Source organism: Litorimonas cladophorae (genome assembly GCF_014652455.1).
GTDB classification, from domain to species: Bacteria; Pseudomonadota; Alphaproteobacteria; order Caulobacterales; family Maricaulaceae; genus Litorimonas; species Litorimonas cladophorae.
Map to the genome: position 1 here is coordinate 510,527 of NZ_BMYV01000002.1, position 26,943 is coordinate 537,469.

General features: G+C 51.0%; 20 protein-coding genes. 9 read left to right on the forward strand and 11 right to left on the reverse strand.

Features of this window, described 5'->3' with window-relative positions; genetic code table 11:
• Positions 1 to 16: 16 nt before the first annotated feature.
• The 3 genes from IE073_RS10210 to galT all read right to left on the reverse strand — a co-directional run bounded on the left by IE073_RS10210 (position 17) and on the right by galT (position 2,914).
• Complete coding sequence (locus tag IE073_RS10210; RefSeq protein WP_189585212.1) at positions 17 to 706, reverse strand: hypothetical protein; 690 nt, start codon at positions 704 to 706, stop codon at positions 17 to 19.
• Positions 707 to 770: 64 nt separating this feature from the next.
• Positions 771 to 1,835, reverse strand: coding sequence for a galactokinase (gene galK / locus IE073_RS10215; RefSeq protein WP_189585215.1), 1,065 nt, complete (start codon positions 1,833 to 1,835; stop codon positions 771 to 773).
• Entirely contained in the window at positions 1,832 to 2,914 is a 1,083-nt protein-coding gene (gene galT / locus IE073_RS10220) for a galactose-1-phosphate uridylyltransferase (RefSeq protein WP_189585218.1), read from the reverse strand. The genes galK and galT overlap by 4 nt, the downstream gene beginning before the upstream one ends.
• 262 nt (positions 2,915 to 3,176) lie before the next feature.
• Here galT and IE073_RS14220 point away from each other — a divergent pair, with 262 nt between their 5' ends.
• Both IE073_RS14220 and IE073_RS10225 read left to right on the forward strand, forming a co-directional pair.
• Positions 3,177 to 3,305 (forward strand): hypothetical protein, encoded by a 129-nt coding sequence (locus IE073_RS14220; RefSeq protein ID WP_267905572.1) that lies wholly within the window; start codon positions 3,177 to 3,179, stop codon positions 3,303 to 3,305.
• Positions 3,306 to 3,397: 92 nt separating this feature from the next.
• Positions 3,398 to 4,870, forward strand: a complete 1,473-nt coding sequence (locus tag IE073_RS10225; protein ID WP_189585221.1) for a protein adenylyltransferase SelO — start codon at positions 3,398 to 3,400, stop codon at positions 4,868 to 4,870.
• Between the two features lie 49 nt (positions 4,871 to 4,919).
• On the opposite strand, the gene IE073_RS10230 is transcribed toward IE073_RS10225, so the two are convergent.
• Together IE073_RS10230 and IE073_RS10235 are read right to left on the reverse strand one after the other, a co-directional pair.
• Positions 4,920 to 5,804: an acyl-CoA thioesterase gene (locus IE073_RS10230; protein ID WP_189585224.1), complete on the reverse strand. Its 885-nt coding sequence runs from the start codon at positions 5,802 to 5,804 to the stop codon at positions 4,920 to 4,922.
• Between the two features lie 199 nt (positions 5,805 to 6,003).
• On the reverse strand, positions 6,004 to 8,166 hold the full coding sequence (locus IE073_RS10235; RefSeq protein WP_233349999.1) for a PQQ-dependent dehydrogenase, methanol/ethanol family: 2,163 nt from the start codon (positions 8,164 to 8,166) through the stop codon (positions 6,004 to 6,006).
• Positions 8,167 to 8,362: 196 nt separating this feature from the next.
• Between IE073_RS10235 and IE073_RS10240 the strand changes: the two genes are divergently transcribed.
• Entirely contained in the window at positions 8,363 to 8,917 is a 555-nt protein-coding gene (locus tag IE073_RS10240; protein ID WP_189585230.1) for a DsrE family protein, read from the forward strand.
• Between the two features lie 14 nt (positions 8,918 to 8,931).
• Positions 8,932 to 10,848: a DUF5060 domain-containing protein gene (locus IE073_RS10245; protein WP_189585233.1), complete on the forward strand. Its 1,917-nt coding sequence runs from the start codon at positions 8,932 to 8,934 to the stop codon at positions 10,846 to 10,848.
• Here the strand turns inward: IE073_RS10245 and IE073_RS10250 are convergent.
• On the reverse strand, positions 10,845 to 11,768 hold the full coding sequence (locus IE073_RS10250; RefSeq protein ID WP_189585236.1) for a winged helix-turn-helix transcriptional regulator: 924 nt from the start codon (positions 11,766 to 11,768) through the stop codon (positions 10,845 to 10,847). The genes IE073_RS10245 and IE073_RS10250 overlap by 4 nt on opposite strands.
• Before the next feature lie 107 nt (positions 11,769 to 11,875).
• Here IE073_RS10250 and IE073_RS10255 point away from each other — a divergent pair, with 107 nt between their 5' ends.
• Both IE073_RS10255 and IE073_RS10260 read left to right on the forward strand, forming a co-directional pair.
• Positions 11,876 to 13,540, forward strand: a complete 1,665-nt coding sequence (locus tag IE073_RS10255; RefSeq protein WP_189585239.1) for a class I adenylate-forming enzyme family protein — start codon at positions 11,876 to 11,878, stop codon at positions 13,538 to 13,540.
• A 137-nt stretch (positions 13,541 to 13,677) separates the two neighbouring features.
• Entirely contained in the window at positions 13,678 to 15,996 is a 2,319-nt protein-coding gene (locus tag IE073_RS10260) for a TonB-dependent receptor (protein ID WP_189585242.1), read from the forward strand.
• 89 nt (positions 15,997 to 16,085) lie between these two features.
• Here the strand turns inward: IE073_RS10260 and IE073_RS10265 are convergent, their stop codons facing one another.
• Genes IE073_RS10265 through IE073_RS10280 form a run of 4 tightly spaced genes read right to left on the reverse strand, consistent with a single transcriptional unit; the run spans position 16,086 to position 20,649 of the window.
• Complete coding sequence (locus IE073_RS10265; RefSeq protein WP_189585245.1) at positions 16,086 to 16,532, reverse strand: lipocalin-like domain-containing protein; 447 nt, start codon at positions 16,530 to 16,532, stop codon at positions 16,086 to 16,088.
• Positions 16,532 to 18,199 (reverse strand): phenylacetic acid degradation protein PaaN, encoded by a 1,668-nt coding sequence (gene paaN / locus IE073_RS10270; RefSeq protein WP_189585248.1) that lies wholly within the window; start codon positions 18,197 to 18,199, stop codon positions 16,532 to 16,534. Before paaN ends, IE073_RS10265 begins: the two co-directional genes overlap by 1 nt.
• A complete protein-coding gene (locus IE073_RS10275) occupies positions 18,199 to 19,416 on the reverse strand; it encodes an acetyl-CoA C-acyltransferase (protein ID WP_189585251.1) in 1,218 nt (405 codons plus the stop codon). Before IE073_RS10275 ends, paaN begins: the two co-directional genes overlap by 1 nt.
• Before the next feature lie 3 nt (positions 19,417 to 19,419).
• Positions 19,420 to 20,649: an acetyl-CoA acetyltransferase gene (locus IE073_RS10280; RefSeq protein WP_189585254.1), complete on the reverse strand. Its 1,230-nt coding sequence runs from the start codon at positions 20,647 to 20,649 to the stop codon at positions 19,420 to 19,422.
• A gap of 91 nt (positions 20,650 to 20,740) precedes the next feature.
• On the opposite strand from IE073_RS10280, the gene IE073_RS10285 reads away from it, so the two are divergent.
• The 3 genes from IE073_RS10285 to IE073_RS10295 all read left to right on the forward strand — a co-directional run bounded on the left by IE073_RS10285 (position 20,741) and on the right by IE073_RS10295 (position 24,719).
• The gene (locus IE073_RS10285; RefSeq protein ID WP_189585257.1) at positions 20,741 to 21,679 is read left to right on the forward strand and encodes an NAD(P)H-dependent flavin oxidoreductase; all 939 of its coding nucleotides are present in this window, start codon (positions 20,741 to 20,743) and stop codon (positions 21,677 to 21,679) included.
• A gap of 72 nt (positions 21,680 to 21,751) precedes the next feature.
• Entirely contained in the window at positions 21,752 to 23,221 is a 1,470-nt protein-coding gene (locus IE073_RS10290; RefSeq protein ID WP_189585260.1) for a carotenoid oxygenase family protein, read from the forward strand.
• Positions 23,222 to 23,453: 232 nt separating this feature from the next.
• Positions 23,454 to 24,719, forward strand: a complete 1,266-nt coding sequence (locus IE073_RS10295) for a dicarboxylate/amino acid:cation symporter (RefSeq protein ID WP_189585263.1) — start codon at positions 23,454 to 23,456, stop codon at positions 24,717 to 24,719.
• A gap of 153 nt (positions 24,720 to 24,872) precedes the next feature.
• Here IE073_RS10295 and IE073_RS10300 read toward each other — a convergent pair whose 3' ends face one another.
• Positions 24,873 to 26,873: a sensor histidine kinase gene (locus IE073_RS10300; protein ID WP_233350000.1), complete on the reverse strand. Its 2,001-nt coding sequence runs from the start codon at positions 26,871 to 26,873 to the stop codon at positions 24,873 to 24,875.
• Positions 26,874 to 26,943 lie beyond the last annotated feature (70 nt).

Here is a 26,943-nt window from a genome sequence, read left to right on the forward strand (position 1 = left end):
GGAGTTTCGAGGTTTTCTACGGTCGTGGCAATGGTATCGTTGTGGGCTCACCTATGGTAAGGTGTTCGATGTTAAGCGGGTATACGTCGATTTCATTCTCTCTTTCGACAACAAGTTTTACCGCAATATCTTGATATAGTTTGATGCTGAAGTCGCCCGAGATGTTCGGTAGGATTTTTCGTAAACCTTCGCCATTGGGAAAGACGACCCAAAGGTCTCTGACGATGGATTTGTCTGCGCGGCTTGTTGCGACTTGGAGTAAAAAACCTTGAGTCACAAGTTTTGTTTTTTCTGTTTCAACCTTCAAAGGCACTTCAATCGCATAGATCGTTTCTATCTCTTGTTGAGACTCTGGGAACAGCCACTTTGTCGAATCCGTGCTCAGGTCATAAACAGCAAAATTCCTGATTTGACTGGATCGATAAGACGACAATTTCCCAAAGGTATCTTCACCTGCTCTCAATTCAAAATATGTGAAACCATCAGTGTCTCGGTTGGTGCGAGGAATCACTACCCTGAGTTTCTCGTTTGTCGGCGGTATTGTATTCGAGGCGTCCGCAGGTGGGGGCAGCAAGTCATCGTTCCGCATTTCTGCTAAGGCAAACATAGCAAAATATGTTAGGAAACCTGCCGTAACGACGGCGATCCCGAAAAGCAGAACCCCGTTCGTCCGCCAAATGAAATTGAAAAATCTATTCTTATCCATTTAGTTGCTATGTGCCGAAAATTATGGCGGTTCAATGGCGTTGAAGTCGCCAAATCTCATCCTTTTAAGCCACCCAATAGGCGTCGGGATGTGCTGCGAGTAATTGATCCCGCCAAGCCTCTAGCCGCGTATTTTCAACGCAAGCCACGATACATCCGCCGAAGCCGCCACCTGTCAATCGCGCGCCGATTGCGCCAAAGGCTTGCGCGTCTGCGACCAATGCATCCACGGCGGGCACGGACATTTCGAAATCGTCCCGCATGGAAATATGGCTTGCGTTCATCAGTTCACCAAACTCGGCGATATCACCTGTCTTCAACGCCTCCGTTGCCAAAAGTGTGCGTCGATGCTCGAACACGCAATGGCGCGCGCGACGGAAAATTGGGTCCGGTAGGTCGATCAGGGCTTCGAACTCGGCATTGGTCATTTGGCAGATGTCATCTCGCCCTGCAGCGGCTTTGATGGCGTCGCATTCCTCAGTCCGAATTTTGTAACGCCCTTCGTTTAATTTCCGAACGACGCCGGAATGGATCACAGCCATATGATGTGTTTTCGGCAGATCGACGAGATCAAACGCCAGGCTCTCTGTGTCCAGTGACAAGGCTTGGCCAGGGCGCGCGATGGCGACGGCCATTTGGTCCATAATTCCGCAAGGCACGCCGATGTAATCATTTTCGACGCGGCGGGCCAAAATCGCGATCTCTGTATCTGTGATATTGGCCTCGGCAAGATCGCGGGCGGCGCTTAAAACTCCGACTGTGATGGCTGCAGAAGAGGACAGGCCTGCGCCAAAAGGCAAATTCGACGTCACCGCGATATTTGCTCCATTTGGGCCGAACCCTTCAGCGTGGGCGAGTTGAAGCGCGCCCGTGATATAATCAGACCAATGGTCTGTGGCCTCGTCCAACAGTTCGCGTTTGGCAACATCTTCGAAGGATTCAGAGCCAATTCGAACTTGCCAATCTGAGCGCGGCGACATGGCTAGGCTCACACCCAGCTCTAGGGCTGTCGGTAAAACGCGTCCGCCATTATAATCTACATGCTCGCCAATGAGGTTTACGCGACCCGGGGTGAAGCTGGAAATCTCTGGCGCATGATTGAATAAAGCTTTGAACTTCTCATCGATCATAGGTTTCGTAGCTCCTTCGCTGCGCGTTCGGGCATGACATCGACGGTAAAAGCGCCCGTCGATTGTTCGACGCTGGCCAGATATTTAATGCGGCCCGGAGCGCGCATGAGCGGATAGAATTTGGCGTGGAACTGCCAGTTGTCTTCCAATCCGACGGGCGCGGCGTGAAGCGATAACATATAGGGTGTGACTTGACCAAAAAAGGCGTCATAGCGGCGGGTCATTTCCCCGAGCAGCTCCGCGAAACCCGCAGCCTCGTCTTCTGTGAAGTCCCAAGGGCCTTTAACGGGGCGGCGTGGGACGAGATAAGTTTCATAAGGGAAGCGCGCATAGGGCGGGCAAATGGCGTCAATGCCACCTGCGTCGGTCACACTATAGGCATCGCGACACGCTGCCATATGTTTTGCCAAGTCATATCCAGATTGAAAGCCCGCCGCCGCGTCGCGTTGGACCTTTGGCACAAAAGGGAAGGCATAAATTTGCCCGTGCGGATGATGCAGGGTGACCCCAACGGCGTCGCCGCGACTTTCGAAGGGCAGGACGAATTTGCAACCCTGCGTAAACAAGTCCTCATATCGATCAATCCACGCGCTCAGCAGAAGGCGGCGTTTATCTTGCCCGATCGTGTGCAAGTTTCCCGTTGCTTCGGGCGTGTAAACCACGACGTCACAATGGCCTTTGGCCACGGCGCTTTCGACACCGATAACACTCTGCGGGATCGGGGCGTCGCGGTGGAGGCTTGTGAATTTATTCTCAAATATGGCGAGTTCAAAATCTGTAAATGGGATTTCTGTCGCCGCTCCACCTGCGCGCGATGGGGCTAATGGATCATCAGCGGCGGAGGGTTTGAACGTTCGGTTTTGTCGATGCGGCGCATAAACATTCCATTCGCGGCGCAGGGGATGCCACCGCAATTCGCCGCCCTTGGCCACCTCGCCACCCTCTTGCGGGAGAGGCGCTTCCATATGCGGTTGATAGCCATATAGCCGCAGAGGTCTGCCATCGGCCTTGGTAAAGGTCCGTCGATGGATTGCGCGACCTCCAATTTGTGAGGCCAAAATATCAAGATGGTCGGCCATGTTCGGTTTCCGTCCTCTGAGGGAGGCCGCCTTGGCGGTCCCTGTTTCAACCTAACGCTGGGACGGGTCTTTGACTAGGTGCTTTCCCAGACCCGACCTATCTTTATTTGCCGACGCCTTTGTTTGAGGAAGAGCGCATCGAGAGGTAAATTCGCAATATGACGAGCTTGATTACGGTTTCAGATGATCTGACCTTTGCCCTGTCGAACGCTCATTTCTCCTATGTTTTTGCGTGTAGAAGGTATTTTGGAGCATTCACCTGATGGCGATCAATCTGATCTCAATGGTCGTTCTGGCCCTGCTTCTAAATCGCTTAGCCTTTAAGAAGAAAGAGCAATGGGATGCCCATAATGTGTTCTCTCGGACGCCACTGGCCGACGCGAGAGTCTAGGCATTTTTCACGGTGATAACTTTTGATTCCCAAGGGCGCGGCAGTTTGTCTGCGCCCTTTTTAATTGGGTGGCTCTGCTATAAGGCGAGCGCATGTCATCTAAAATACCACCGTTATCCTACCGTCAGCTTCCCGCATTTTTCTTTCGCGATGTGGACGGGGCGGAGTTTGAGACGCCCGAAGCTGTCGCAATAAATTTCCCGCTGGGTAAGAGACTTGGCCTAACGTCTGATTGGCTGACATCGAAAGCCGGCCAAGATGTCTTGTCTGGACGCTCAGCGATTGGGGGCGGGTCCGCATTGGCCATGACCTATGGCGGGCATCAATTCGGGCAGTGGTCAGGTATGCTGGGTGATGGGCGTGCCAGATTGGTAGGCGAAGTGCAGGACGCGGAAGGCGCCGTACATGAGCTTCACCTCAAAGGGGCGGGCCTCACACCCTTCTCTCGCGGTGGCGATGGCAAAGCGACGCTCGGCTCCGCGATCCGTGAATATATCGTCAGCGAAGCCATGGCGGCCCTCGGCGTACCGACAACACGGGCTCTGTCTGTCGTGACAACGGGAGAAACGATCATCCGAAAAGGCGCAGAACCTGCGGCCATTCTCTGTCGCTCAGCGCGCAGTCATATCCGTGTCGGAACATTCCAAATTGCGGCGGCGGCCGGCGACAATGGGGATGTGAAAGCTTTGGCTGATTTCGCGATTGACCGTCTTTACCCCGACGCGCCAGCCGTAGGTCCCGCGCGATACAGTTACTTTCTACGACAGGTCATTGCGGCTCAGGCGCGTTTGGTTGCGACGTGGATGGGCTTCGGATTTATTCATGGCGTAATGAACACGGATAATGCGACGATTTCTGGTGAGACGATTGATTATGGGCCTTGCGCCTTCATGGATGAATTTCATCCGGGGAAGGTATTTAGCTCGATTGACCGCAACGGACGTTACGCGTGGAACAAGCAGCCCGAAATGGCCCATTGGAATATGGTGCGATTGGCGGAAAGCCTGTTGTTGCTTTTGGGCGAAACGGCCGAGGCACAGCAGTCCACCGCGGAAGTTGAATTGGATCGCTTTGCGCCAGCTTTTAGTGAAGATTTGAACCGCATCATGGCGCGCAAATTGGGCGTTCAAGATTCCGTTCTGTCGTCATCCGATTTTCTCGCCGCGACGATTGACGCCATGACGGTCGGCCAAGTCGATTATACCCTGTTCTTCCGAGCGTTGACGCGGCTGGCAAATGGGGGTGACGCTGACGCGTTACTCTCTGAATTCAATGACACTGAACAAGGCGCAGCATGGCTGGAAAGCTGGAAGGCCATCACAGAATTTGATGGCCGCTTAAGTGAGCCTATTGTCGCGCAAATGCGGCAGGCCAACCCGATCTATATTCCGCGTAATCACCGTGTGGAAGACGCGATTGCCGACGCAAACACTGGAAATTTGGACAGTTTCAAAACCCTCATGGAGGTTGTCACCCAGCCATTTACTGAGCGTGCAGAATTTGCCGAATACGAGAACCCGCCAAGGCCGGATGAAATTGTGCGTCAGACGTTCTGCGGGACATAGGTCCTTTGATAACGCTAAGGCGCTTTCAGAGGCTTTCTCTCTTATCGACCTAGTTGTTTTCACCCACGACGCGGATCAAGCCTTCTTGCGCGGTGGAGGCAATCAAGCGTCCGTCTTCTGTATAAAAACTACCGCGGTTGAAACCACGAGAGCCTGCGGAACGGGGACTGTCGATATGGTAGTAAATCCATTGCGTTACATCGATTTCTTCATGGAACCACATGGCGTGATCCAGGCTCGCACCAATTATTTTGTGGGTTCGGAAATTTACAGGATGCGGGCGCAGGGCCGTGCTCATGAGGGCTTTGTCTGAGATAAAGGCCAGCAAGGTCTGATGGGTTGTTGCATTTTTTCCGATTGCGTCATTGAACTTGAACCAGAACCCAAATGTTGGTGAAAATTCACCCGGTATGATTGACGTTTCTAGCCCTGGGGTGCGCATCTCAAGAATGTCTGTGCCGAAAATGAGATAGTAGCTGCGGAACTTTTCCTCCGAAATGCCCATGAGGTTTCCGACTTCTTTCGCGCGGTCAAAATCATTGGGAAGTTCGCTGTAATGCTGAACATTTTCAGGAAAATCGAACTGATGACTTAAGCCGTCTTCTGCGATTTGAAAGCTGATGGAGGCGTTAAAAATGGCTTCGCCTTTTTGCTTGGCAACCACCCGCCGCGTTGAGAAGCTTCGACCATTTCGGATGGGGTCGACTTCGTAAATGATGGGTCGTGTCAGATCGCCGGGGCGTAGGAAATAGCTATGTAGAGAATGTGGCGTACGATCGGGTCCAACGGTACGTACCGCTGCATTCAACGCTTGGCCTAGAACCTGCCCTCCAAAAACACGGGGTAGACCCATTTCCAAGGTTTCACCGCGAAAAAGGAGCGAGTCCAATTCCTCGACATGCATTTTCAGAAGAAATTCGTCACGTTTAAACATGGGGGTGACCTAACCGCCTCTGTGTCGAAAATAAACCGTACATCTTAGCATTTCGCACCACGCCTTATGTATAAAGCCGTGTGTGCAAATTGGGGCCTAACCGTTCTATCCGTTTAGGCTATATTTCATGATTTGGTGAAACCGATACCCGCGCAAATCGGGGTCGAGTGACCGAGAGTATACGCGGGTCTGACCCAATTTATTTTCCAGCTTCACCATTTTTGACGGCCAAATGACCCTGGCTCATGACATAGGCGCGGATGGCTTCCATGCCCTCGGGCGAGATTTGTTCCTTGAACGAAACCATGCCGTTTTCAGATAGCGCGCCATTCATGACAATGTCCGTCCACTCATTTTTGTCCGCTGTGGCATAAGACCAACGCAGATCGGGTAGAACGCCAGAGCTGACGGCAAGCGGTCCATGACACACGAGGCAACTTTCAGAGTAAAGCCCCAGACCCGTCATGATTTGATCTGGAGTTCCAAAGCGCTCACCTTTTGGGGACCGCTCGATGGAGGATGCCATTTTATCAGGGATAATTTCTGTGCCGCCCAGTTTAAACGTCACAACACGTCCGACCTGAGGCGGTACGGCAGACTTATATCCATACCCTGCAGAGAGCGCAAAGGCCGAGCCCCAACCTGTGGTGATCGTGACATATTGCTCTCCGTCGATTTCATAAGTGCTCATGCCAGATAGGGCGCCCGATTTGACATCTGTTGTCCACAGCTTGTCGCCGGTCGCCGCGTCATAGGCCGATACATCACCTTCGCGTTGGCCTTGTAAAACTATGCCGGTGTCGAGCGAAAGAATTCCGCCGTTCCAAGGGCCGTCATGTTGGACCGTCCAGCGGGCTTCCTGTTTGATCGGGTCCCATGCGACGAGCCAGCCTTGGTTGAAACCTCTAAATGCGTCGACGGTTCCAGTTGGGAATTCTGGCGGAATACCCGCTGAAAGATTATAGCCCAAATTCCAATAGGCATCAGGATCAGGTTCGACTTGATTGTCTTGGAACAGCTGCGGGATCATTTGTGCCGGGATATACGCCAGTTTCTCAACGGGAGAATACGCCATTGGGTGCCAGTTATGCGCACCAAGCGGCCCGGGAAAAATCGGATTAGGTTCGCCGTCCGTCACACGTGCATTGGGCGCTTCTATCGGGCGACCATTTTCATCTAGGCCAGTGGCCCAATTCATTGGCACGAAATTATTGCCCGAAATAAATTCACCCGTTTCCGCGTCCAAGACATAGAAGAAGCCGTTTTTCGGCGCTTGCATGACGACGCGTCGGTCTGCGCCATTTTCGCCTAAGGGTAGATCTGCCAGAATAATAGACTGTGTTGCGGTAAAGTCCCACTGATCACGCGGCGTGGTTTGGAAATGCCATTTATAGGTGCCTGTATCTGCGTCCAACGCAAGGATGGAAGACAAAAACAAATTGTCGCCTTTTCCTTCGGGGTCGCGAATTTTTGCGTTCCATGGGGATCCGTTACCGACGCCCACAAGGATTTGATCATTGGCTTCGTCGTAAACGATGGAGTCCCATGCGGTACCACCGCCACCATCAGTGACCCATCCGCCCGTGTCGCCCCATGTATCATTGACAAGTTCCGTCATGATCGAGTCTGAGGCGGCTCCATCGGGTTGCTTTTTGGGATTAGGGACGGTGTAAAAACGCCAGTCCATGCTCCCGGTCTGCGCGTCAAAAGCGCTAACATAGCCTCGTACGCCGAGTTCTCCGCCAGAATTCCCAATAATGACTTTGCCCTTCACAATACGGGGGGCCATTGTGATCGTATAAGGTTGGCTTTGATCGACGGTTACTTTTGACCAGACAACGGCACCTGTCTTGGCGTCTAGCGCTTCAAGGCGACCATCGAAAACGCCTAAATAGACTTTCCCGTCATAGATTGCGACACCGCGGTTAACCACGTCGCAACAGCCTTTGATGGCGTCTTCGCCCGCGACTTCAGGGTCATAAGTCCAAATTTCTTCGCCCGTTTTCGCATCCAGCGCATGGAGGATAGACCAAGCCCCAGTAACATACATGATGCCATCATGGACAATTGGTGTGCTTTCCACGCCGCGTCCTGTCGAAAGATCAAATGTCCAGGCGACGCCAAGGTCTGCGACATTGTCTTTTGTGATCCCAGTTAAACGCGAATGGCGTTGTTCTTTGTAATCGCCGCCATAGGTCAACCAAGTCTCTGGCGTCTGAGCTGCTGCTGAAAGAGCCGCATCGGAGACGCGCATGGTTTCGTTTACGGCATCCGTCGTCGCGGTGTCGGGCGTGCTATTTGAGCAGGCAATTAAAACTGCGCAGGCGGTGGTGTAGAGACTCGCTCTCAATAGCTTCGACATAATATTCCCCATTTTTCGCGATCATTTTTGACCGTCACTTGCCATTTGACTAAAAGCAATTTGCGTGCGGCGCAATGCGCGAGACGTCGCATTTTCAACATAGCCCTTGAACAAACTTGGACAGTCCCGATACACAGAGCGCAGAATGAAATGCGCCCGTGAGAGTTTTTAGGGTCATCTTGAGAGGATTGCTGGCATGAAATCGAAATACATATTGGGCGTAGTTCTGGCCTGTTTGGCAATCGGTCATGTGACACCGACATGGGCGGATGAAACCGCATTTACGAAAGGCCCTGTCTTCGAAAATATGGGTCAAACCGCGCCAGTCGAAACTGATTTTACTATCCCTAAACGCGCTAAATTTGCGATTGCTTTCGATACGGCGACCCCTGCCAAAGTCGGGGACATCAACAAAACGCTCAATACCGCCGCACGTTTTATAAATATGCATGTTGCGGCCGGGGTAAAACAGGAGCGAATTAAATTGGCCGTTATCGTTCATGGTAAAGCCGCCTTTGACCTGACTTCGGCGTCTTATTATGGCGAAAAATATGACGACGCAGCCAATGTAAACGAAGCCGCCATTAAGGCCCTGACAGATAACGGTGTACGCATTATTTTGTGCGGTCAGACCGCCGCTTATTATGACATCGACAACGCAGATCTATTGCCTGGTGTCGAAATGGCGCTTTCTGCAATGACTGCGCACGCGATCTTGCAGCAGCAAGGCTACACGCTGAATCCGTTTTAAGACCGGACCGCTACGTGGTTCTCATTAAATCAAAGCGCTTCTTAAGTGTCGTGCTACTTGCCATAGTCGGAAGTGTATCGGGTTGTTCACCGTCCAGTGCGCCAGAGGTCGCCGTTGCAAACACGACCGTCGACACGCCATCCGTGGTCTCGGTCAATGAAGGGCCCATGTTATGGCATACGCTAACTTTGGACTTTGAGGGTGTAAATACTTCTGAGACGGCAGATTTAAACCCTTTCACCGATTATCGTCTGCTTGTCGAATTTAGCAATGGCGAGACTTCATATCTGATTAGAGGCTTTTACGCCGCTGACGGAGAGGCAGAGAATACAAGCGCGACATCAGGAAATATTTGGCGCGTTCGATTTACACCAGATGCCGTCGGACCTTGGACCTATAAGGCGCAGTTTCACAAAGGTGAAAATATAGCGATTAATCGCGATGCCTCGGTCGGTGAACCAATTGAATTAGACAAGGCAGTTGGGACTTTCGACGTTGCGCCGTCCACCGCGACAGGTGTGGATTTCAGAGCGTCCGATAGGGGGCGATTGCGAAAAGACGGGCGATTTTTCCGATTTGAAAGCTCTGGGAAATATTGGTTGAAAGGCGGCCCCAACAGCCCCGAAAACTTGCTGGGGTATGTTGGCTTTGACGACACCTATCGTTTGGTCAAACGAAGTCGGGACGGCGAGGCCAGCACAGAAGGTGAAATCCATGCTTTTGAGCCGCATCGAAAAGATTGGAATGAGGGAGACCCGCTCTGGGGTTTGAAATCGGGCGAACCGCGAGGCCATTCAATGATTGGCGCCATGAATTATTTGGCAGAAGAGGGGATGAACGTCGTTTATTTTCTGACCAATAATATCACGGGCGATGGCAATGATGTCTGGCCATATGTGTCACCTACAGAGTTTGATCGTTTCGACGTAAGTAAATTAGAGCAGTGGAATGTCCTTTTTGACCACATGCAATCCAAAGGCATCTTGCTGCATATGGTGACGCAGGAAACTGAAAATGAACGCCTGTTGGATGATGGTGAAACCGAATTTTATCGGTCACTTTATTATGCAGAACTCATCTCCAGGTTTGGTCATCACCCTGCATTGATTTGGAATTTGGGTGAAGAGAATGGGCCGTCCAGTTGGATGCAAACAGGCCAGACCGATCAACAACGTAAAGACATGGCGAGTTTCTTTGCCGAAAATGATCCCTATGACCATACGGTCGTGCTGCATTCTCACGCGGCTGCGGGTGACATAGACCACATATTCGCTCCCTTACTGGGACACGCGCCATTGGATGGGATGTCTTTGCAAATCGAAAATGGCGAAGATGTTTATGAGACGACACGAAATTGGCACAAACGCTCCACCGACGCGGGCAATCAATGGCTGATCACAATGGACGAGATTGGTCCGTGGTTTAATGGGGCTCTGCCTGACAGTTTTGATCCGGACCATGACGACTTGCGACGCCATGTGCTCTGGGGGCATCTTCTGGCTGGCGGCGCTGGCGTTGAATGGTATTTTGGGGGTCGTTTCCCATCGAGTGATATCAGTGCAGAAGATTGGCGCACGCGGCAGAACCTATGGACCCAGACGCGATATGCGCTGGAGTTTTTCGATCAACACCTGCCCTATTGGAAGATGGGCGATTGTGAAGGCGTGATCGCACGGCCAGACGTGTATTGTTTGGCGGTCCCGAACGAAATTTACGCTTTTTATATGCCGGGTCGGGGAAGCTCTATGGTCTATTTACCCGAGTTGGATGCGGGCGAGTATATCGTTGATTGGTTCGACCCAAAGCGGGGCGGCAATTTGCAAACGGGCAGTGTGAGACGCTTAGGAAAAGGCGGGGGTCAATTTATTGGATATGCGCCGAATACGGAAACGACCGATTGGGTTGTTCTTATTCGCAAACAGTCAAATTAAAGGTCTGCGGTTTCTGTCTGCTGAGTAAACTCAAACCTTATGTCCCCCTTGGTGACATTTTCACCGCATTGCGGACAAATAATTGCGCTCTTCAGCGCGTTTCCGCAGGGTTTATGTGTCAGAATTAGCGGTGGACCTTCTGGATCCGCGTACCATTTATCGCCCCATTCCATCAACGCGAGGAGTATGGGGTAAATGTCGCGGCCTTTTTCCGTCAGCCGGTAAGTCGCATCTTTCTTTTGCAGAAATCCCGTCGCGCATAAGCGGGTCAGTCGTTCCGCCAAGACATTTGTGGCCATAGCCGTGTCTTCACAAATGTCCTGATAACTATTTAGATTTGTAAAGACTGAGCGCATGATCAGAGTTGACCACCGATCCCCAATCAAATCCGCAATTTCATCAAATAAGGGCGTTTTTTTCGCGTTGACGGGTGTTTCTTTGCGCCGTCTGCGGCTATATTCCGCCGGCATTAGCCCAACGCCTGGTCCCTCCGACCAAGACACGTCTCGCGCGTCGACCTCGATCTTGCAGTCGCCGCAAACCGCGTGTGGCTGCGTTGTTTGTCCGCAGTTTTTGTGAACGAGAGAGAGTTGAATTTTACCGTCTGTTGCGCCCCACTTTTGTTCCCAGTGCAGCATAGAGAGCGCAATAGGGTAAAGGTCGTAAAACTTTTGAGTGCCACGATATTCAAAACGCTTTGGGCGTTCCGAATAGAGAACTTTTTCAAAACAGCCAGCCGCGACAAGTTTTCCCAATCGGTCACTTACAACCGTCTTGAGAAGTCCTGTTTGTTTCTGAAACGCACTGAACCGACGCGTGCCCAGCCAATAGCTTTCTAACAGAAGCAGGCTTGGTTTATCACCGACAATTTCAAGCGATCTCCAAATTGAGCAGGTTTTGATATATTTGGGGGAGGCCATAGGGAAGACTAAACTGATATCGACGTGAAAGAAATGGAAAGCTGTTGTACCTGCCTTTATCTCTAGATAGTATGTTTAAACAAGTAATATCACAGTGAGCTACATTTATGCGAACGACGCCCCGCGAAAAAATTGAGGCCTTTACAGAGGCAGGATGGTGGGGACAGGATACGCTGAGCTCAATTTTTCAAGAAACGCTTGCGGCGGCCCCTGATGATCTTGCTTTGTGTGATCCAATAAATCGCGGGGACCTCGTGGGCGGTGTCGCCTTGCGTCTTTCTTTCCGAGAGCTCGATTCAAAAGTGGATCACGTCGCGCGCCGCTTATTTGAGGCGGGCTTGCGCCAAGATGATAAAATTCTCGTGCAAATGCCAAATGTGGCGGAAATTGTATTTGTCTATCTGGCGGCAGCGCGATTGGGATTGATCGTCAGTCCCGTGGCGATGCAATACGGACATCATGAGTTGGAGCATATTTGCGGCGTGATAGAGCCGAAGGCTTATATCGCTTTTATAGACTTCCGAGGTGAACCTTTCGGCCAAGCGCAATCTCCGATCTTGAATGAGGATTGTCAGCTGCTTCTCTTCGGTGAAGAAGGTGATTTTCAGACTGAACCCGCCCAATCAGGTGACTATGACGTCTATATTGAGGGGGTTGAAATTACCGCCAATGATATTTTCACAATCTGTTGGACCTCTGGCACAACGGGGCGGTCCAAAGGTGTGCCGCGCAGTCACAATCATTGGCTTTCCTCGACACTTGCCAGTGAAGACGCGATCCAACTTGGTATGGGGGCCGTTATGCTCAACCCATTCCCCTTCATCAATATGGCGGCCATTGGCGGATTTTTGTATTATTGGCTGAAAATACGCGGCCAGTTGGTTTTACATCATCCGTTTGATCCCATGGTCTTCCTCAGCCAGCTTCAAAATGAAAAGGCTGAATATACCATTGCGCCGCCCGCCGTTTTGACGCGTTTGCTGCAAACGAAAGATCAGATAAAGGCTGGCTTTGATCTATCCGCATTGCGCATTATTGGATCTGGAAGTGCGCCATTGAGTCCTGCCATGATAACGGGTTTCAAAGAAGAATTTGGAATTGACGTTGTCAATATTTTTGGATCGAACGAGGGCATGGCAATCTTGAGTGGAGCCGTAGACGTTCCAGACTCTGTCGAGCGGGCCTCATTCTTTCCTAGGTTCGGGCGGACGGAGCATGAGTGGGCCAATCGAATATCAAAGCGTATAAAGACGAAGCTCGTGAACCCTGAAACCGGAGACGAAATCACAACGCCGGGTGTGTCTGGGGAATGCCATATTTCAGGCGCAACAGTCTTTGACGGCTATTATAACTCTCCCGATGACAACGCTGAAGCGTTCGCGGAGGACGGATATTTTCGAACGGGTGACCTTTTTGAAATCGCGGGTGACAATAATGAGTTTTATCGTTTTGTAGGACGCTGCAAATCTCTCATCGTACGGGGCGGCGTCAATATATCACCTGAGGAGTTAGATGAACTGATTTCCTCTCACCCGAAAGTCGCTGAAGGCGTCGCGGCGGCATATTCCGACGCGGTCATGGGGGAGAAAATCTGTGCCGTTGTCGTCTTGCATGACGGCGAAGACTTGAGCCTAGAGCAATTAAATGCGTTCATGTCACAAAAAAAGGTCGCGAAATTTAAGTGGCCAGAGCGCCTACATATTATGAAAGCGCTACCTCGCAATGCAATGAATAAAGTTGTCAGGCGCGAACTGGAAACACTGATCGCTTAGCGCGCATAAGATTACCGAGAAGGAAAACTCCCAAAAATTATCACGTGAGGGGCAAAAATAATTGGCTTGCGTAAACATACCTACTGAAATACCAATGTGGCATACGCAACATAGATTGCATTTCGAAGGGGAAGTTCATGACAAAAATTAATTTGCTAGGCGCATCCATATTGGCCTTAAGCATTTGTTTGCCCGCCGCCGCGCAGGCGCAGGTGTTAGACGAAATTATCGTTACTGCTCAAAAACGCGCGCAGGGGCTCCAAGATGTTCCGATTTCAATTTCTGCCGTCACGGGCGCTACGATTGAAAACAGGAGTATCGATAGTTTGTCGGAACTCTCATCTTCCGTTCCCAACTTCTATATCCAAGAAAATCAAATTGACTCCTCGATCTCGGTTCGTGGCGTCACAACGGGTAACAATAAGGGGTTTGAACAATCTGTCGGCATGTATTTTGACGGCATTTCTTTCGGCCGAAGCCAGCTTGTCCGTACACCGCTTGTCGACTTGGAGCGTGTAGAGGTCCTGCGGGGGCCACAGCCGACCTTGTTTGGCAAAAATGCGATTGCGGGTGCCGTCAATGTTGTATCCGCGAAACCCACCGATGAGTTCGAAGGCAAGCTGTCGCTAAGCTATGAATTTAATCACGAAGAGCCGCAGGCCTTGGGAGTGATTTCTGGCCCCATCGCAGAAAACCTAAATGGTCGCCTTACCGCGTCCTATCGGGAGCTAGGCGGCTGGATCAACAACACGCAGCTTGATCGTTTGGAACCTCAACGGGATGAACTCTATTTCCGCGGACAGCTTGAATATGACAATGGCGGGCCATTAAACTTAAACTTCAAAGGCGAATACGCTACATTTGATAGCTATGGCTACGCTATGGAAGCGCTCCTGCCACAAGACGGCTACTCAACTGTTTTCGCAGGGCCAATCGCTGTGGAAACCAATGAAGATAATGTGCGTGCGAGTAATGATGTCCAAAGCCTAAACGATATGTTCAATGCCGTTGTCACTGCAAATTATGATCTCGGCGAACATACCCTGACATCCATCACGGGTTATGTGGAATATGATACGAAAGAAATTCTGGACGTTGACTACACGGGCCTCGATATTTTGGATGGCACCAATCAGTCGGAGAAATATAACCAGTTTTCTCAGGAGTTAAGGATTGCCTCCCCGGGCGGCGAAACATTCGATTATATTGGCGGGGTTTTTTACCAGAACAATAATGCCGATGTCACAGACCAAGTTTTCTTAGGACAATTTCTTGCGTTGGCTGGACCGCCAGTCTCCTTCCTTGTCGACTCATTTTGGGATCGCGAATTTGAACAAAGCTCCGATTTGTACTCTGTTTTCGCCCAAGGTGATTATCGCATCACCGACCAGTTGACGTTGACAGCTGGCGCGCGTTTATCGCATGAGGAAAAAACGGGCGCGCGGACGCTAGTTATTGATGCCCTGCCATCCAATGCTGCTCCGCAGGCGACTCTGGAAGCTCTCTGGGCTGCCGTCCTTAACGTGGGGCCCCATCAAGTTCCTACCGCCGGACTTAATGGCAGCCAGTTTGATGGCAAAATCAAAGAAACAAATTTCGACCCCCTCGTTCGTTTGCAGTATGAGGCCAGCGATAATGTTTCGCTCTATGCGTCCTATACTCAAGGTTCAAAAGCCGGCGGGTTTGATATTCGCAGTAATTCTATTCCCGGAACCCCCGGTATTGGGAACCCTGGCACATTCGAGTTTGATGGTGAAAGCGCGACCAATTACGAGCTTGGGGCAAAAATGGGGTGGGACCAAGTTCGCCTGAATGTCAGCGCGTTCCAAACCGATTATGATGACCTGCAAACCAACATCTTTGACGGGGTATTGGGGTTCCTTGTTCAAAACGCTTCCGCTGCAAAGGTGAAAGGCATTGAGGCCGACGGTCGTTTCTTGGTAAATGATAATCTTCAATTCTACGCTTCAGCCGCTATTTTAGATTATAAGTTTACGAGCTTTACGGATAGCCAATGTGCGTATCAGGAGACCCCGACAAACGGGACGTTCTGTGATCGATCTGGCGCAACCGCGCCCTTCGCGCCCGATTTCACGTCAAACTTTGGTTTAGATTATAATAGAGATATTTCCGAGAACCTCGAATTTGATCTCAACATCAATGTGGATACATCGTCGAGTTACTTCCTAACAACGAATTTGGATGGAAATCTAATCGAGGATGGCTTTACCAAGCTTGGTGGCCAGATCGGGATTAGCGGCGGCGAAAACACATGGCGTCTTTCCCTGATTGGGGACAACCTGACCAATGAGCGTATTCGTGTACTTGGCGGTACGCTTCCTTTGGCCCGTACATTTGTTCAATTGGCCTCTGGTGGGGCGTTGGATGGGACTGGCTATAATGCGATTTATGCACGGCCGCGAAATATTACGCTGAAGCTGGACTATAATTTCTAACCTGGATTCAATATCCCTGCGACTGAACTGGCCGGAGCTCTGCTTCGGCCTTTTTTTGTGTCTGGTGGACAGGAAAACAAGCGCTTTGTCTAAGTTGCGCGCTGCCACTCCAAAATGTGGTGACGCTGCTCTCCGTTTTTTAAAAACTCATAAGCGGATAGGCTCAATTTATTTGGCCCTTTAAATTCGGCTTTGCGGATTTGCTGAGTTCCGACCATGTTCGGGTTCATGGAAAGTTTCACGTTATGAAGGACGGTCTTGCCAGAAATGCTCCATGTCCCTGCGTAATGGAAATAACTATCAAAATGATGGGCTTTATCGCCATCAGAGGCATTCCGCACATTGCCTTGTTTGATTGGTTGTCTGTCCCCTCGAGAGACTGTGGCTGACATGTGGCCATCTTCCGCGTAAAGGATTTGACCAATTGCGTCCTCGCCAAAGGGTCGCGTAACGCCGCCATCACTATATTCAATGCGCCAATCCACGAGTGACCATCCACCGTAAAATTGCTCGGGGTATAGGATGGAGTTCGGCATCAAGCAGGCGACCTAAACTGAACGATACGAAAGCGGTTCGCGACAAAAGCCAGATCAGACAGGCATGCATTCCCTGCGGGGTTCAAACCCGTCACGTGAAAATCACTATAGGCAGCTGCAAAATTAATCGGCATGGGAACCGTCATATTACACCAAAGTGATGCGCCCGCATTGGCAAAAGCGTCCTGAGCTTTCTCTGTAAAATCATCATCCGCGCTATAAAGATAAGATGAAATCGCCCCAAACTCTCTCGCAAGAGTTGTCGCATTTTCCAATGCCGCTTCCGCGCTCTCTTCTTTAATGAGAAAAGAAACGGGCGCGAAATGTTCTTCTTGATACAGGGGGCGATCTTTCGCGCCAACTTCAAGGATCAATGGGGTCGCGGTCCGTGCATTGGGAAATTCAGGGTGGTCATATGGCCGTGTATCCAAAGCAATTTGCGCGCGCGGGTCAGTTTGTAAGTCGCGTAAAATCGCTAAGGACTGATCCGCTTGAATAGCCCCACACATTGCGGCGGCCCGGCGCGGTTCTGCCAATCGGTCTCGAATGGTTTGGCTAAGTCGGTCTTTAAACTCATTAAAAGAGATGGGCCCTTCATCGCTTATAAAACCGTCTTTTGGCACATGAATGTTTTGCGGGCTGGTGCACATTTGGGCAGAAAATCCGCAGAGGGCATTGGCGAGACCCGAGATCAATCCTTTGAGATTATCCGTTGAGTGAATGACCACACCATTGCAGCCCGCCGTTTCCGTAAAGACAAGTTTGTCCGCGCAGTTTTTTTCAATCCAAGTTCCAAATCTCTGGCTGCCTGTATAATCAATGATTGCCGTGGTTTCATGCTGCAGCAGGTCAATCGTAATTGGGGCGTCGCGTGTATCTGCCGCCATGATGACGAGGTTCGGATCATGTCCTGCACCTTCCAATATCGCCCGCATTTTCTTGACCGCAATCGCGACGGGCAAAATGCCATTGGGATGAGGTTTTACGATAACAGGGTTACCCGTCGCGAGATTGGCGAAAATTGCCGGATAGGCATTCCACATGGGGAAGGTTGCACAACAGACGACGATGGCGGTCCCACGCGGCATTAGGCGATATGACTTCTTCAGCGTAACCACACCTGCTTTGCCGAATGGCTTTGTCCATGTCGCCGATGTCGCAATGTCGCTCATAGCTTTATGGGCATAAGTGAGCGCTTCGATCCCGCGATCTAGGGCGTTGGGACCACTGCCGGAATAGGCCATCAAGAAGGCCTGTCCCGCCGTGTGCATGGTGGCATAGGCATTCTCGAAACATTGTTCTTCCAAGGCAAAAGCCATCTCAAAACACAAGCCAACCCGTTCTTCGGGAGAAATGGCCTTCCAACTGTGCATCGCTGTTTTTGATGCCGACATGATGACATCGACATCGACGTGGGGGTAATCAATGCCGAGTGGGGCTTGTGTGTAGGGGGAAATTTCAAACCCAATCCGTCCAATTTCACCAGGTTGGTCAAGCGGGAAGGGGGTGTTCAGCCGCGCCTCAAAAGCAGTTTTGCCCGCTTCATGCGCGCCTGCGGGATGTAGCGTGCGGCTGGGACTTTCGGTAAAAGCGCTCCAATATTCCCGCGTCGCACAAGCCTCAACGGCCATGTCTAGAGCCGCCTTATGTTTCAGAAAGTGCTGCATCACACTCTCTCAATAATCATAGCACTACCGATGCCGCCGCCAGCATGGGTCACAACTAAACCGAGTTTGCCGCCACATCGTTCTAATTCATGCACCAGCGACGTCAGAAGGATTGCACCGGTCGCCCCCATTGGATGCCCCATAGCCAAGTGACCGCCATTGACATTGACCTTGTCCATGTCCGGTTTGTAGTCGCGATAGAATTTCAGCGGAACGGCCGCGAAGGCTTCCATAAATTCGATGCGATCAAAATCTGCAATCGTTAAACCAGATTCGGCCATCACCTGTTCCATCGCCTTAAACCCCGCACCAAATTGTAAGACGGGGTCCCCAGAGGTTTCCGCAAAAGCGCGTATTTTTGCCTTCGGCTTTAAGCCATATTTGTTAGCGGCTTTCTCACCTCCTAAGAGCACCAGTGCTGCCCCATCGGCCATGCCGGGGCAGTTGGCGAAGGAGTGGATATGAGAAATTTCACTCAGCTCGGGGTTCTCTGCCAGCATCATGTCGTCAAACCCTGCCGCGCCTTGATCGGCGAATGCTGGCTGCATTGCGTTGAGTTGTTCCATCGTCATTTTCCCGCGAATTAGTTCATCCCGGTCCAGAACTGTCTCCCCGTCGCGGGTAACGGGCGCAACGCTCTTGTCATAATGCCCCTTTTCCCATGCGGCTTCAGCGCGGAGGTGAGATAAGAGCGTGATTTCATCCAAATCCGTTTTGGTGAAGCCGTCTTTTGACGCAATCAGTTCCGCCCCCATGATTGGCGGCGCCCATTTCAAACGCTTGGCAATTGCGGGGTCAGAATAATAGATGGCTTTGTCCGCCAGAAACCCAACTTGTGACAAACACTCAACGCCGCCAGCTAACATGAGTTCGCCAGGACAAAGGTGTGACCAAGCCGCACTTTGATTGACGGCGGTTAAGCCCGAGACACAATAATTATTTATCGTCGAAACGGAGGTGCTGTCAGGAAGGCCCGCCGCCAAACGACTGACGAGGGCTATGTGACCGCCTTGCGCGCCGACTTGTCCGACACAGCCGAGCGAAAGGCGAGAAACTTGACTTTTAATAGCAGAATTTCGGTCACTCAAAACCTGCGTCAATCCCGCGACTAAATCATGCGGGGCGACCTTGGAAAGTGCGCCGCCCGGCTTATCATTTTTAGCCGCGCGTCCTTTCCCGCGAGGTGTTCTGACGGCGTCGAAAATGAATGTGGCCACGGTCTAAACGCCAATCATAAAGGACACATTTGTTGTGCCCGATCCGCCCACGTTGAATGTGCCAACGGTCTTTGCGTTTTCAACTTGCATATCACCCGCGCGGCCGGACGTTTGGCGTGCCGCGTCCAGCATCATGCGTACGCCCGTCGCCCCGACGGGGTGACCTAATCCGATTAACCCACCAGACGGATTGATCGGAATATCGCCGCTCATGCTGATGCGTTCGGCTTCAATGGCTTTCCAGGCTTCGCCTGGCGCGGTCAGGCCGAAATGTTCGATCGCCATATATTCTGTGATGGAGAAACAATCGTGTGTTTCGATCGCGTCCAGCGCTTCGGGGCCAGGCAAGCCCGCGCGCTTATAGGCGTCCGTAATCGCTTTGCGGGTCCATGGGAAAACATAGCCGCCATCAGCGCTTTCTTGCATTTTTGTCTGCATCAACATGGGCGCGGTCGTGTGACCCCAGCCTTTAATAAAGGGAATGTTATCGAGTCGAAGGCCACGGTCTTTGGCATATTTGGCGGCGCGTTCTTCTGAGGCGAGAATGACGACAGCGGCACCATCGGTGACCTGCCCACAATCCTGGCGGCGCATCCAGCCTTCAATAACGGGGTTAGCCTCATCATCTTGCGAGAAGCTTTTTTCCGTGAAATCCCATTTTCGCGTTTGAGAGTTGGGGTTATTTTTGCCATTCGCAAAATTAATTTTGGAGATTGCTGAAAGGTGTTTGTAGTTCAGGCCGAAACGGTCTTCATAAATGTCGCAAAGATCAGAAAACATGGCGGGCCAGAGATATTTTGCGCCTAAGGCTTCGCGACCGACCCAAGCTGCCGCGCCTAGATTTTTGGCCGCAATCGCGCCGGGGACATTGCGCATAAGCTCGACACCGACAACGCAGGCAGTTTTGTAGTGCCCGCTTTCAATATCTCGCATAGCGGCGAGGATGGCGAGCGACCCTGACGCGCAAGCGCCTTCATGCCGAGATGATGGCAGGCCAGAAAAATCAGGGTGCACATGGCCGAAATAACCACCCAACATGCCTTGGCCTGTAAAGAGTTCGGCAACGAAATTTCCGACATGGCCAACCTCGATATCTTTGGGTTCTAGATCAGCATCGTCTAATCCTGACAACACAGCAGACGAAAAAAGATCAAACAGCGATTTATTGGATCGGCTCCAATTCTCAGAAAAGTCGGTCTGTGCGCCGCCGAGAATATAAATCTTCTTACCCATTTAGGCCTCCATATCCTCCAAGGTCTATCGCTTGCTATGAATGAGGGCAAGAGTTAGTACGTTTATGAAAGTGACGAAAGGCAAGTTAATAATGGCGACTAAATTGAAGTCATCCGCGAGCGCGCTTTTTGATAATCTCAAACTTCCCGTCATTGCTGCGCCGATGTTTTTGGTTTCGGGTCCTACGCTGGTCAAAGCTTGCCGCCGCGAAGGTGTCATTGGGTCTTTTCCCTTTCCAAATGCGCGCACAATTGAAACATTGGATGGGTGGCTGGATGATTTACGCCGCAGTGCCATACTGACCGATGCGCCTCTGGCGGTGAATCTCACCACGCATCGCAGTTATGACCGTTTAGCTGATGAGATCGCACTCATTGAAAACCACAAGCCTGAAATCGTGATTACGGCGCTAGGTGGCCCTGAACCCGTCTTGGATGTCGTGCATAGATATGGCGGCAAGGTGATTGCCGATGTGAATTCAGTCAAATATGCGCGGAAAGCGATTGAAAAAGGCGTGGATGGTCTTGCGCTGGTGAGCGCAGGGGCAGGTGGACATACGGGCCATATGTCGGGCTTCGCGTTTGTGTCCGAGGTCAGAGATATCTTTGATGGATTAGTCATCTTGGCTGGTGGGATCGGAACGGGGGCTGCTATTCGCGCAGCGGAGATCGCAGGCGCGGACCTTTGCTATATGGGGACCACCTTTATCGCTGCCGAAGAAAGTATCGCGACTGCCGAGTATAAAGAGATGCTTGTGAAAGCTGGCTTTGAAGATTTAGTTCTCAGTGATGCGCTCACTGGAGCCAAGGCCTATTACCTTCGTCAGTCTCTAGAGAAGATGGGATATGATCCCGACAATATGGCCGCCGGATCTGGTCTGGATTTGTCAGACTCGCAAAGCCAAATTAAGGCTTGGCGAGATGTTTGGTCCGCGGGGCATGGAGTCGGCTCTGTGAAAAGCGTTGAACCAGCGGCGAAGATTATCGCCCGCCTAAAACATGAATATGATGAAGCTTGCAAAACGGCCTAAAATTGGCTAGGGATAACTTGCATAAACATACCTACCTTTCCCTGTCTAACCCTAGGCAGACTGGAGCTCGCCATGAACGCGCCATTTACACCCTCCGAAGCCCTTTTACAGGACGCGCCATTCGGCTATGAACATGGCCCAATGCTGACAGGGCCTTTTGCACCTGTTCTTGAAGAAGAAGTGCTAACTGACCTGCCTGTTGACGGTGAAATTCCGGCAGATTTAAACGGCGTTTACCTGCGCAATGGTCCAAACCCCCGTTTTAAACCCAAAGGGGCTTACCACCCTTTTGACGGTGATGGCATGATCCACGCTGCACATTTTAAAGATGGGAAATTGACCTATCGCAATAAATGGGTGCGCACCGAAGGGTGGCTGAAAAATGATGCGGCAGGCGAAGAGAGCCATTGGGGGATTATGACGAGTCTTAAAGGACGGGACGATATGCCAATGGCGGATGCTGCGAATACTGACGTTATTGGGCACGCCGGGAAAGCCGTCGCGACGTGGTATTTGGCAGGCAAACCCTGCCTTCTGGATCCAATCACCTTGGAAACACTTGAGGTCGTTGATTACTCAAGCGGTGTGGGCCAAGGCGTATCTGCCCATCCTAAAGTAGATGAAGAAACGGGCGAGATGATGTTCTTCGACTATTTCGATCACGCGCCTTTTATGGCCTATGGTGTCGTCGACAAGGCTGGAAAACTTGTGCATCACGTCCCAATTGAATTGCCGGGAAACCGCCTGCCGCATGATATGGGTGTCTCTAAAAATTACTCCATTTTACACGATTTACCCGTCTATCATGATGAAGCCGCGCTGGCTGCGGGACGCCATAAAATTAGGTTTAACGCTTCAATGAAATCTCGTTTCGGTGTTATTCCGCGCTACGGTAAAGCTGACGAAATCAAGTGGTTCGAATTCTCGCCCTGTTTCCTCTATCATGTCATCAATTGTTGGGAAGAAGGCGACGAGGTCGTTATGGTGGCCTGCCGCTTTATGCCCGTCAAAAATGAAGACGGTGAAATCGACGAGGTCCGCACGGCGAAAATGATTGCCAATCTAGGCATGGATGCGCGTCTCTGGCGCTATCGTATGAATTTGAAAACGGGCGAGTCTTCAGAGGAATGCCTGAACGCCGATCTAAATTGCGAGTTTCCAAGCTATGACAGTTCGCGAACGGGCGTTTATAGCCAATATGCGTATCTCGTTGATCATAACCCTAAGACATTGCATTGGACAGGCATCCGGAAGTTCAACACTGACACGGGTGAAAGTCTCGGTAATTGGTCCGATGGTGCGGCGCATTGCTGGTATAGCGAGCCTTGGTTTGCGCCTGCTGACAACCCAAAAAGCGAAGACCACGGCTATGTGATAACTTTCATGTGGAACGATAAATTGCGTGAGCAAGAGTTGCAGGTTTTTGATGCGCTCGACATCAGCGCCGGCCCCGTTGCTCGGGTGAAGATGCCACACGCGATTCCGGTGGGGTTCCATGCCTGTTGGATGAAACCATCGCAGATTGAGAGCTGGTCCGCTTAGGAGCTAAGTAAATCGCTCCGAAAATGGAGATCGTGCCTCGGGTCAAATATATCACCCGAGCCTTGAGCGATCCTAATTTATCTATCCGGCGACAATTTTGACGTGATCCAGAAATCAGCGGCAATATTGGCCTAGCCTTCATGTCTAATATTTCGTGACATCCTGTTTAGGAACGGGCAGGCGAACGCTATCCGCCTACGGCGGGCTTAGAGTAGTTTGAACGGTACGGACGATGTTGAATAGAATGATAGCGCTGGGGCTATTTTTGGGTCTCGCAGTCGGCTTAGGTGCGGCCATAACGAACAACCCCATTCTTCACGCGATTGCTCGAGAGTCCGCCCCTTTGGGGAAACTGTTCATCAACGCGATAAAGATGATCGTGATACCGCTCGTCGTCTCCGTTATTTTTGCCAGTATTGCCAGATTAGGAGACCCTAGAAAACTCGGTAAAATCGGCGGGCTAACGCTGGGGTTTTATTGTGTGACACTCATTCCCGCGATAACCATTGGCATGGCCGTGATGGCCGTTGGATTGGGGTTTACGCCAAATGTCGAGATGCCGACTGCAGAGCCATTGCCAATGCCTGTGCTACAGAGCCTTCCAGATTTCATTGTGAGTTTGGTGCCATCCAATCCTTTTGCGGCGGCTGCCAATGGCACAATCTTACCTCTGATCGTTTTTACAGCTCTCCTAGCCGCTGCCTCTGCTACGCTGCCGAAAGCGCGTAGAGAGCGGATGGTCACCGCGGCTGAAGATTTCGGGGCCGCACTGATTAAATTGGTTTGGTGGATTTTATACACCGCTCCAGTCGGGATTTTTGGTTTGGTCGCGCCCGCGACGGCCTTGTTGGGATGGGGCCTTATTCAGAATTTAGGCATATTTATCGTCTGCGTTTTTATTGGTCTTCTCATACTTATGATGGGTGTGTTTTTGCCGCTCTTATGGATTATCGCAAAGATGCGGCCCGTCAAATTTCTAAAAGGGACCATGGGGGCGACATCGATTGCTTTCTCAACGACGAGCACGGCGACTGCGATCCCTGTTTCATTAGAAGAGGCAACAAAGAATCTGGATGTTTCTGAGACGGTGGCTGACCTTGTCATTCCTCTAGGTGCCTCAATTTATCGTCCAGGTAGTGCCTTATTCCAAGGGGCTGCAATTGTATTCCTAGCCCATCTCTATGGGGTTCCTATTGGTCTAGGGGGCGCAGGGGCCGTCATTTTCGCAACATTCCTGGTCTCCTTAGCGGTTGCACCCGTTCCATCCTCAGGCGTGGTCACAATGGCGCCAGCCTTGGCGGCTGTCGGCGTTCCCGTCGCGGGGCTAGCCATTATTCTAGGCATCGACCGTATCCCAGATATGATGCGAAGCACGGTCAATTTATTGGGTCAAATATCTACGGCGGTGATAGTCGATACGCGTCTTTCAGACGAAGATGTTCAGATGCCAGATGGGGTCAATATGCTGAACGCGGATGGCGATAACGATAGGTTATAATTTTGATGTCGAACGGCTTTAGATTTAGCCAAACGAGCGGGCGGTCTAAAATTTAGCGCGGACAGGGATGACAATATTTTTGCCACCCCCATTCGCGCCTGTTGCCCCCGTTTCCGGTGAATTCATTGTGTCACGACCTCGCCGACATAAGTATCAGGTAAATACCCCATTTTTAGGCGTAGACGTTGAAAAATTTGTAGGGAGAGATGGCAAGCGGAGCGCCAAACTGGTTCCTTTTCCTGCGCGTTCCAACCAGATCAGCTCACATCCACTATCGGCTGCGAGATCCTTTGCAATTGCCAAACCGAAACCATGGCCATCCGCGGAGCTCTTATTAAGTCGAATTTCCCGAAATTGAGCGTGTCCAAACTCTTCGGCAGACATGCCAATACCCGTATCATGAACTTCAATTTGTATTGCGCTTCCGACCCGCTTGACGCCCATTAAAATCACGCCGTCTGGCGTGAACTTGATGGCATTTGCCACAAGGTTGGAGATGATCCGCATTAGCTTAAGGGGGTCAACTGAAGAAACGGCACTTGTCTTCACAAAGCGGAAATCCAGTCCTTTTTCCTTCGCGTCAGGCAAAAACATCTCATGAATTGTAAGCAGTATTTTCGACAGACTAAGATCGTTCTCGTCCTCTTGTTTCTCTTCGGTAGCCTGTGAAATCTGAAAGTTCGAACCCTCTGATATTTGTTCGGAGACGGAATCCTGCAAATATCCGGTGATGAGCGTTTCGAGGTAAGAAAACGTATCTTCAAACCGGGCATCTTGATCAACGTTTTTGCCAGTTTCGTTTTGAAGATTTTTGACGTTTAACCGAAGCGCATGCAACGGTTGCCGTAGATCATGTACGGTGTTTTTTAGCGCTGCGTCACGCGAAGCCACAAGTTCTGTTGCGAGCGTATAACGCTCCTCGAGTGCCTGCAGGCGATTATTGAGCTTTAGATTTAGCTCTGCTTGCTTAAGCGCGCGTTTTTCCTCGGTGCGGCGCGCCTTCATCTGTTGGCGGTATCGATCTGCAACCCCCAATCCCATCATTACGGCGTCAACAACAATTGCAATGCGAATACTGTCCAGCTCTGCATCTTGTGCAATGCCAAGTTCGGTGAAATGGCGAATATTCATCAGCGTCGCCGCAAGGCCGCCAACGACCCATGCAAATAGATAGAACCGAACTTCTTTAAAACGTGTGCGTGCTGCCACCAATCCAGCAAAGATCCCGATCGCGATCGCGAGTAACACCATAAGCATGAGGTATTTCTTCGTCGATTGCGGATCGATGACCGCGCCTGGGATGACCAATAGAGGTGTTATGACCATCATCCAAACCATCAGCTTATCCAGCTTGGGGTGGAACGTCTTCGTTCTCAAAAAGGTTCGCGCGAAGTTGTAGGGCACGATCGCGAAAGCGAGGCCAATGATAATTGAAAAATACGAATTAAAACTAGGGTGAGACGGCCAAAGATATTGAAACGCGACGCCGTCCGAGTGAACCAAGAACAACAGAGTGACAATTACGTAAACCGAATAAGCCATAAAAACGCGCATGCGCAGGATAAAAAGCGCGAGTGAGCTGATCAAAATAAGGATCAGCATCATGCCGTAAGAGACAAAATTCTTTGAGGCCTGCCGCAGTGATTTCGCGGAAAAGCTGGCTTCTGTTTCGATTGAAAGAGAAATTTTTGAAGACCCCTCAGACCAATAGGCGATGAATAGGCTAACCTCCTCGCCACCCTCAAAGGCGAATTTGGTCACGAGTTCTGGGAATTCGATTGAGCGTTCAGAGAATTTGGTACTGGGGCCGTGAGACTCAATGGTCTGGAGCTGTCCATCTGCGCGTTGGAGATGGACCTCATATTTTTGCAGAAAATTCTCGTGAACATGCAGATATGCGGTGCCAGGTTCGGGGGACGGATTGCTCAATTTTATCCGCAACCAGATTAGATCATCCGTGAAACCGAACTCTGGCGTGGGGGTCGCAAGAGGTGAAAATAGATCCTCCGTCGCCGTGACGATCGTCTCAATGGATTTCTCCCATTTCGGGTCGCGAAAAACATATATATATTCAGATAATGCCCTGGTGCTTTGCGGCTCAGAGAGTTGCAATTGTGGGGTGTCATTGGCTGCAGCGGCTGTTCCGATAAACATAAGGGCCATGCAAGCCAAGAAAGTACAAAGCCGTGCTGTACTCTTGGTAGGCACACACGCTAAGTTCCGT

Coding starts and splice junctions, on each gene's coding strand:
- IE073_RS10210 (WP_189585212.1), bottom strand. CDS start 706: ATGGATAAGAATAGATTTTTCAATTTCATTTGGCGGACGAACGGGGTT.
- galK (WP_189585215.1), bottom strand. CDS start 1,835: ATGATCGATGAGAAGTTCAAAGCTTTATTCAATCATGCGCCAGAGATT.
- galT (WP_189585218.1), bottom strand. CDS start 2,914: ATGGCCGACCATCTTGATATTTTGGCCTCACAAATTGGAGGTCGCGCA.
- IE073_RS14220 (WP_267905572.1), top strand. CDS start 3,177: ATGGCGATCAATCTGATCTCAATGGTCGTTCTGGCCCTGCTTCTAAAT.
- IE073_RS10225 (WP_189585221.1), top strand. CDS start 3,398: ATGTCATCTAAAATACCACCGTTATCCTACCGTCAGCTTCCCGCATTT.
- IE073_RS10230 (WP_189585224.1), bottom strand. CDS start 5,804: ATGTTTAAACGTGACGAATTTCTTCTGAAAATGCATGTCGAGGAATTG.
- IE073_RS10235 (WP_233349999.1), bottom strand. CDS start 8,166: ATGTCGAAGCTATTGAGAGCGAGTCTCTACACCACCGCCTGCGCAGTT.
- IE073_RS10240 (WP_189585230.1), top strand. CDS start 8,363: ATGAAATCGAAATACATATTGGGCGTAGTTCTGGCCTGTTTGGCAATC.
- IE073_RS10250 (WP_189585236.1), bottom strand. CDS start 11,768: ATGGCCTCCCCCAAATATATCAAAACCTGCTCAATTTGGAGATCGCTT.
- IE073_RS10255 (WP_189585239.1), top strand. CDS start 11,876: ATGCGAACGACGCCCCGCGAAAAAATTGAGGCCTTTACAGAGGCAGGA.
- IE073_RS10260 (WP_189585242.1), top strand. CDS start 13,678: ATGACAAAAATTAATTTGCTAGGCGCATCCATATTGGCCTTAAGCATT.
- IE073_RS10265 (WP_189585245.1), bottom strand. CDS start 16,532: ATGCCGAACTCCATCCTATACCCCGAGCAATTTTACGGTGGATGGTCA.
- paaN (WP_189585248.1), bottom strand. CDS start 18,199: ATGCAGCACTTTCTGAAACATAAGGCGGCTCTAGACATGGCCGTTGAG.
- IE073_RS10280 (WP_189585254.1), bottom strand. CDS start 20,649: ATGGGTAAGAAGATTTATATTCTCGGCGGCGCACAGACCGACTTTTCT.
- IE073_RS10285 (WP_189585257.1), top strand. CDS start 20,741: ATGGCGACTAAATTGAAGTCATCCGCGAGCGCGCTTTTTGATAATCTC.
- IE073_RS10290 (WP_189585260.1), top strand. CDS start 21,752: ATGAACGCGCCATTTACACCCTCCGAAGCCCTTTTACAGGACGCGCCA.
- IE073_RS10295 (WP_189585263.1), top strand. CDS start 23,454: ATGTTGAATAGAATGATAGCGCTGGGGCTATTTTTGGGTCTCGCAGTC.
- IE073_RS10300 (WP_233350000.1), bottom strand. CDS start 26,873: ATGTTTATCGGAACAGCCGCTGCAGCCAATGACACCCCACAATTGCAA.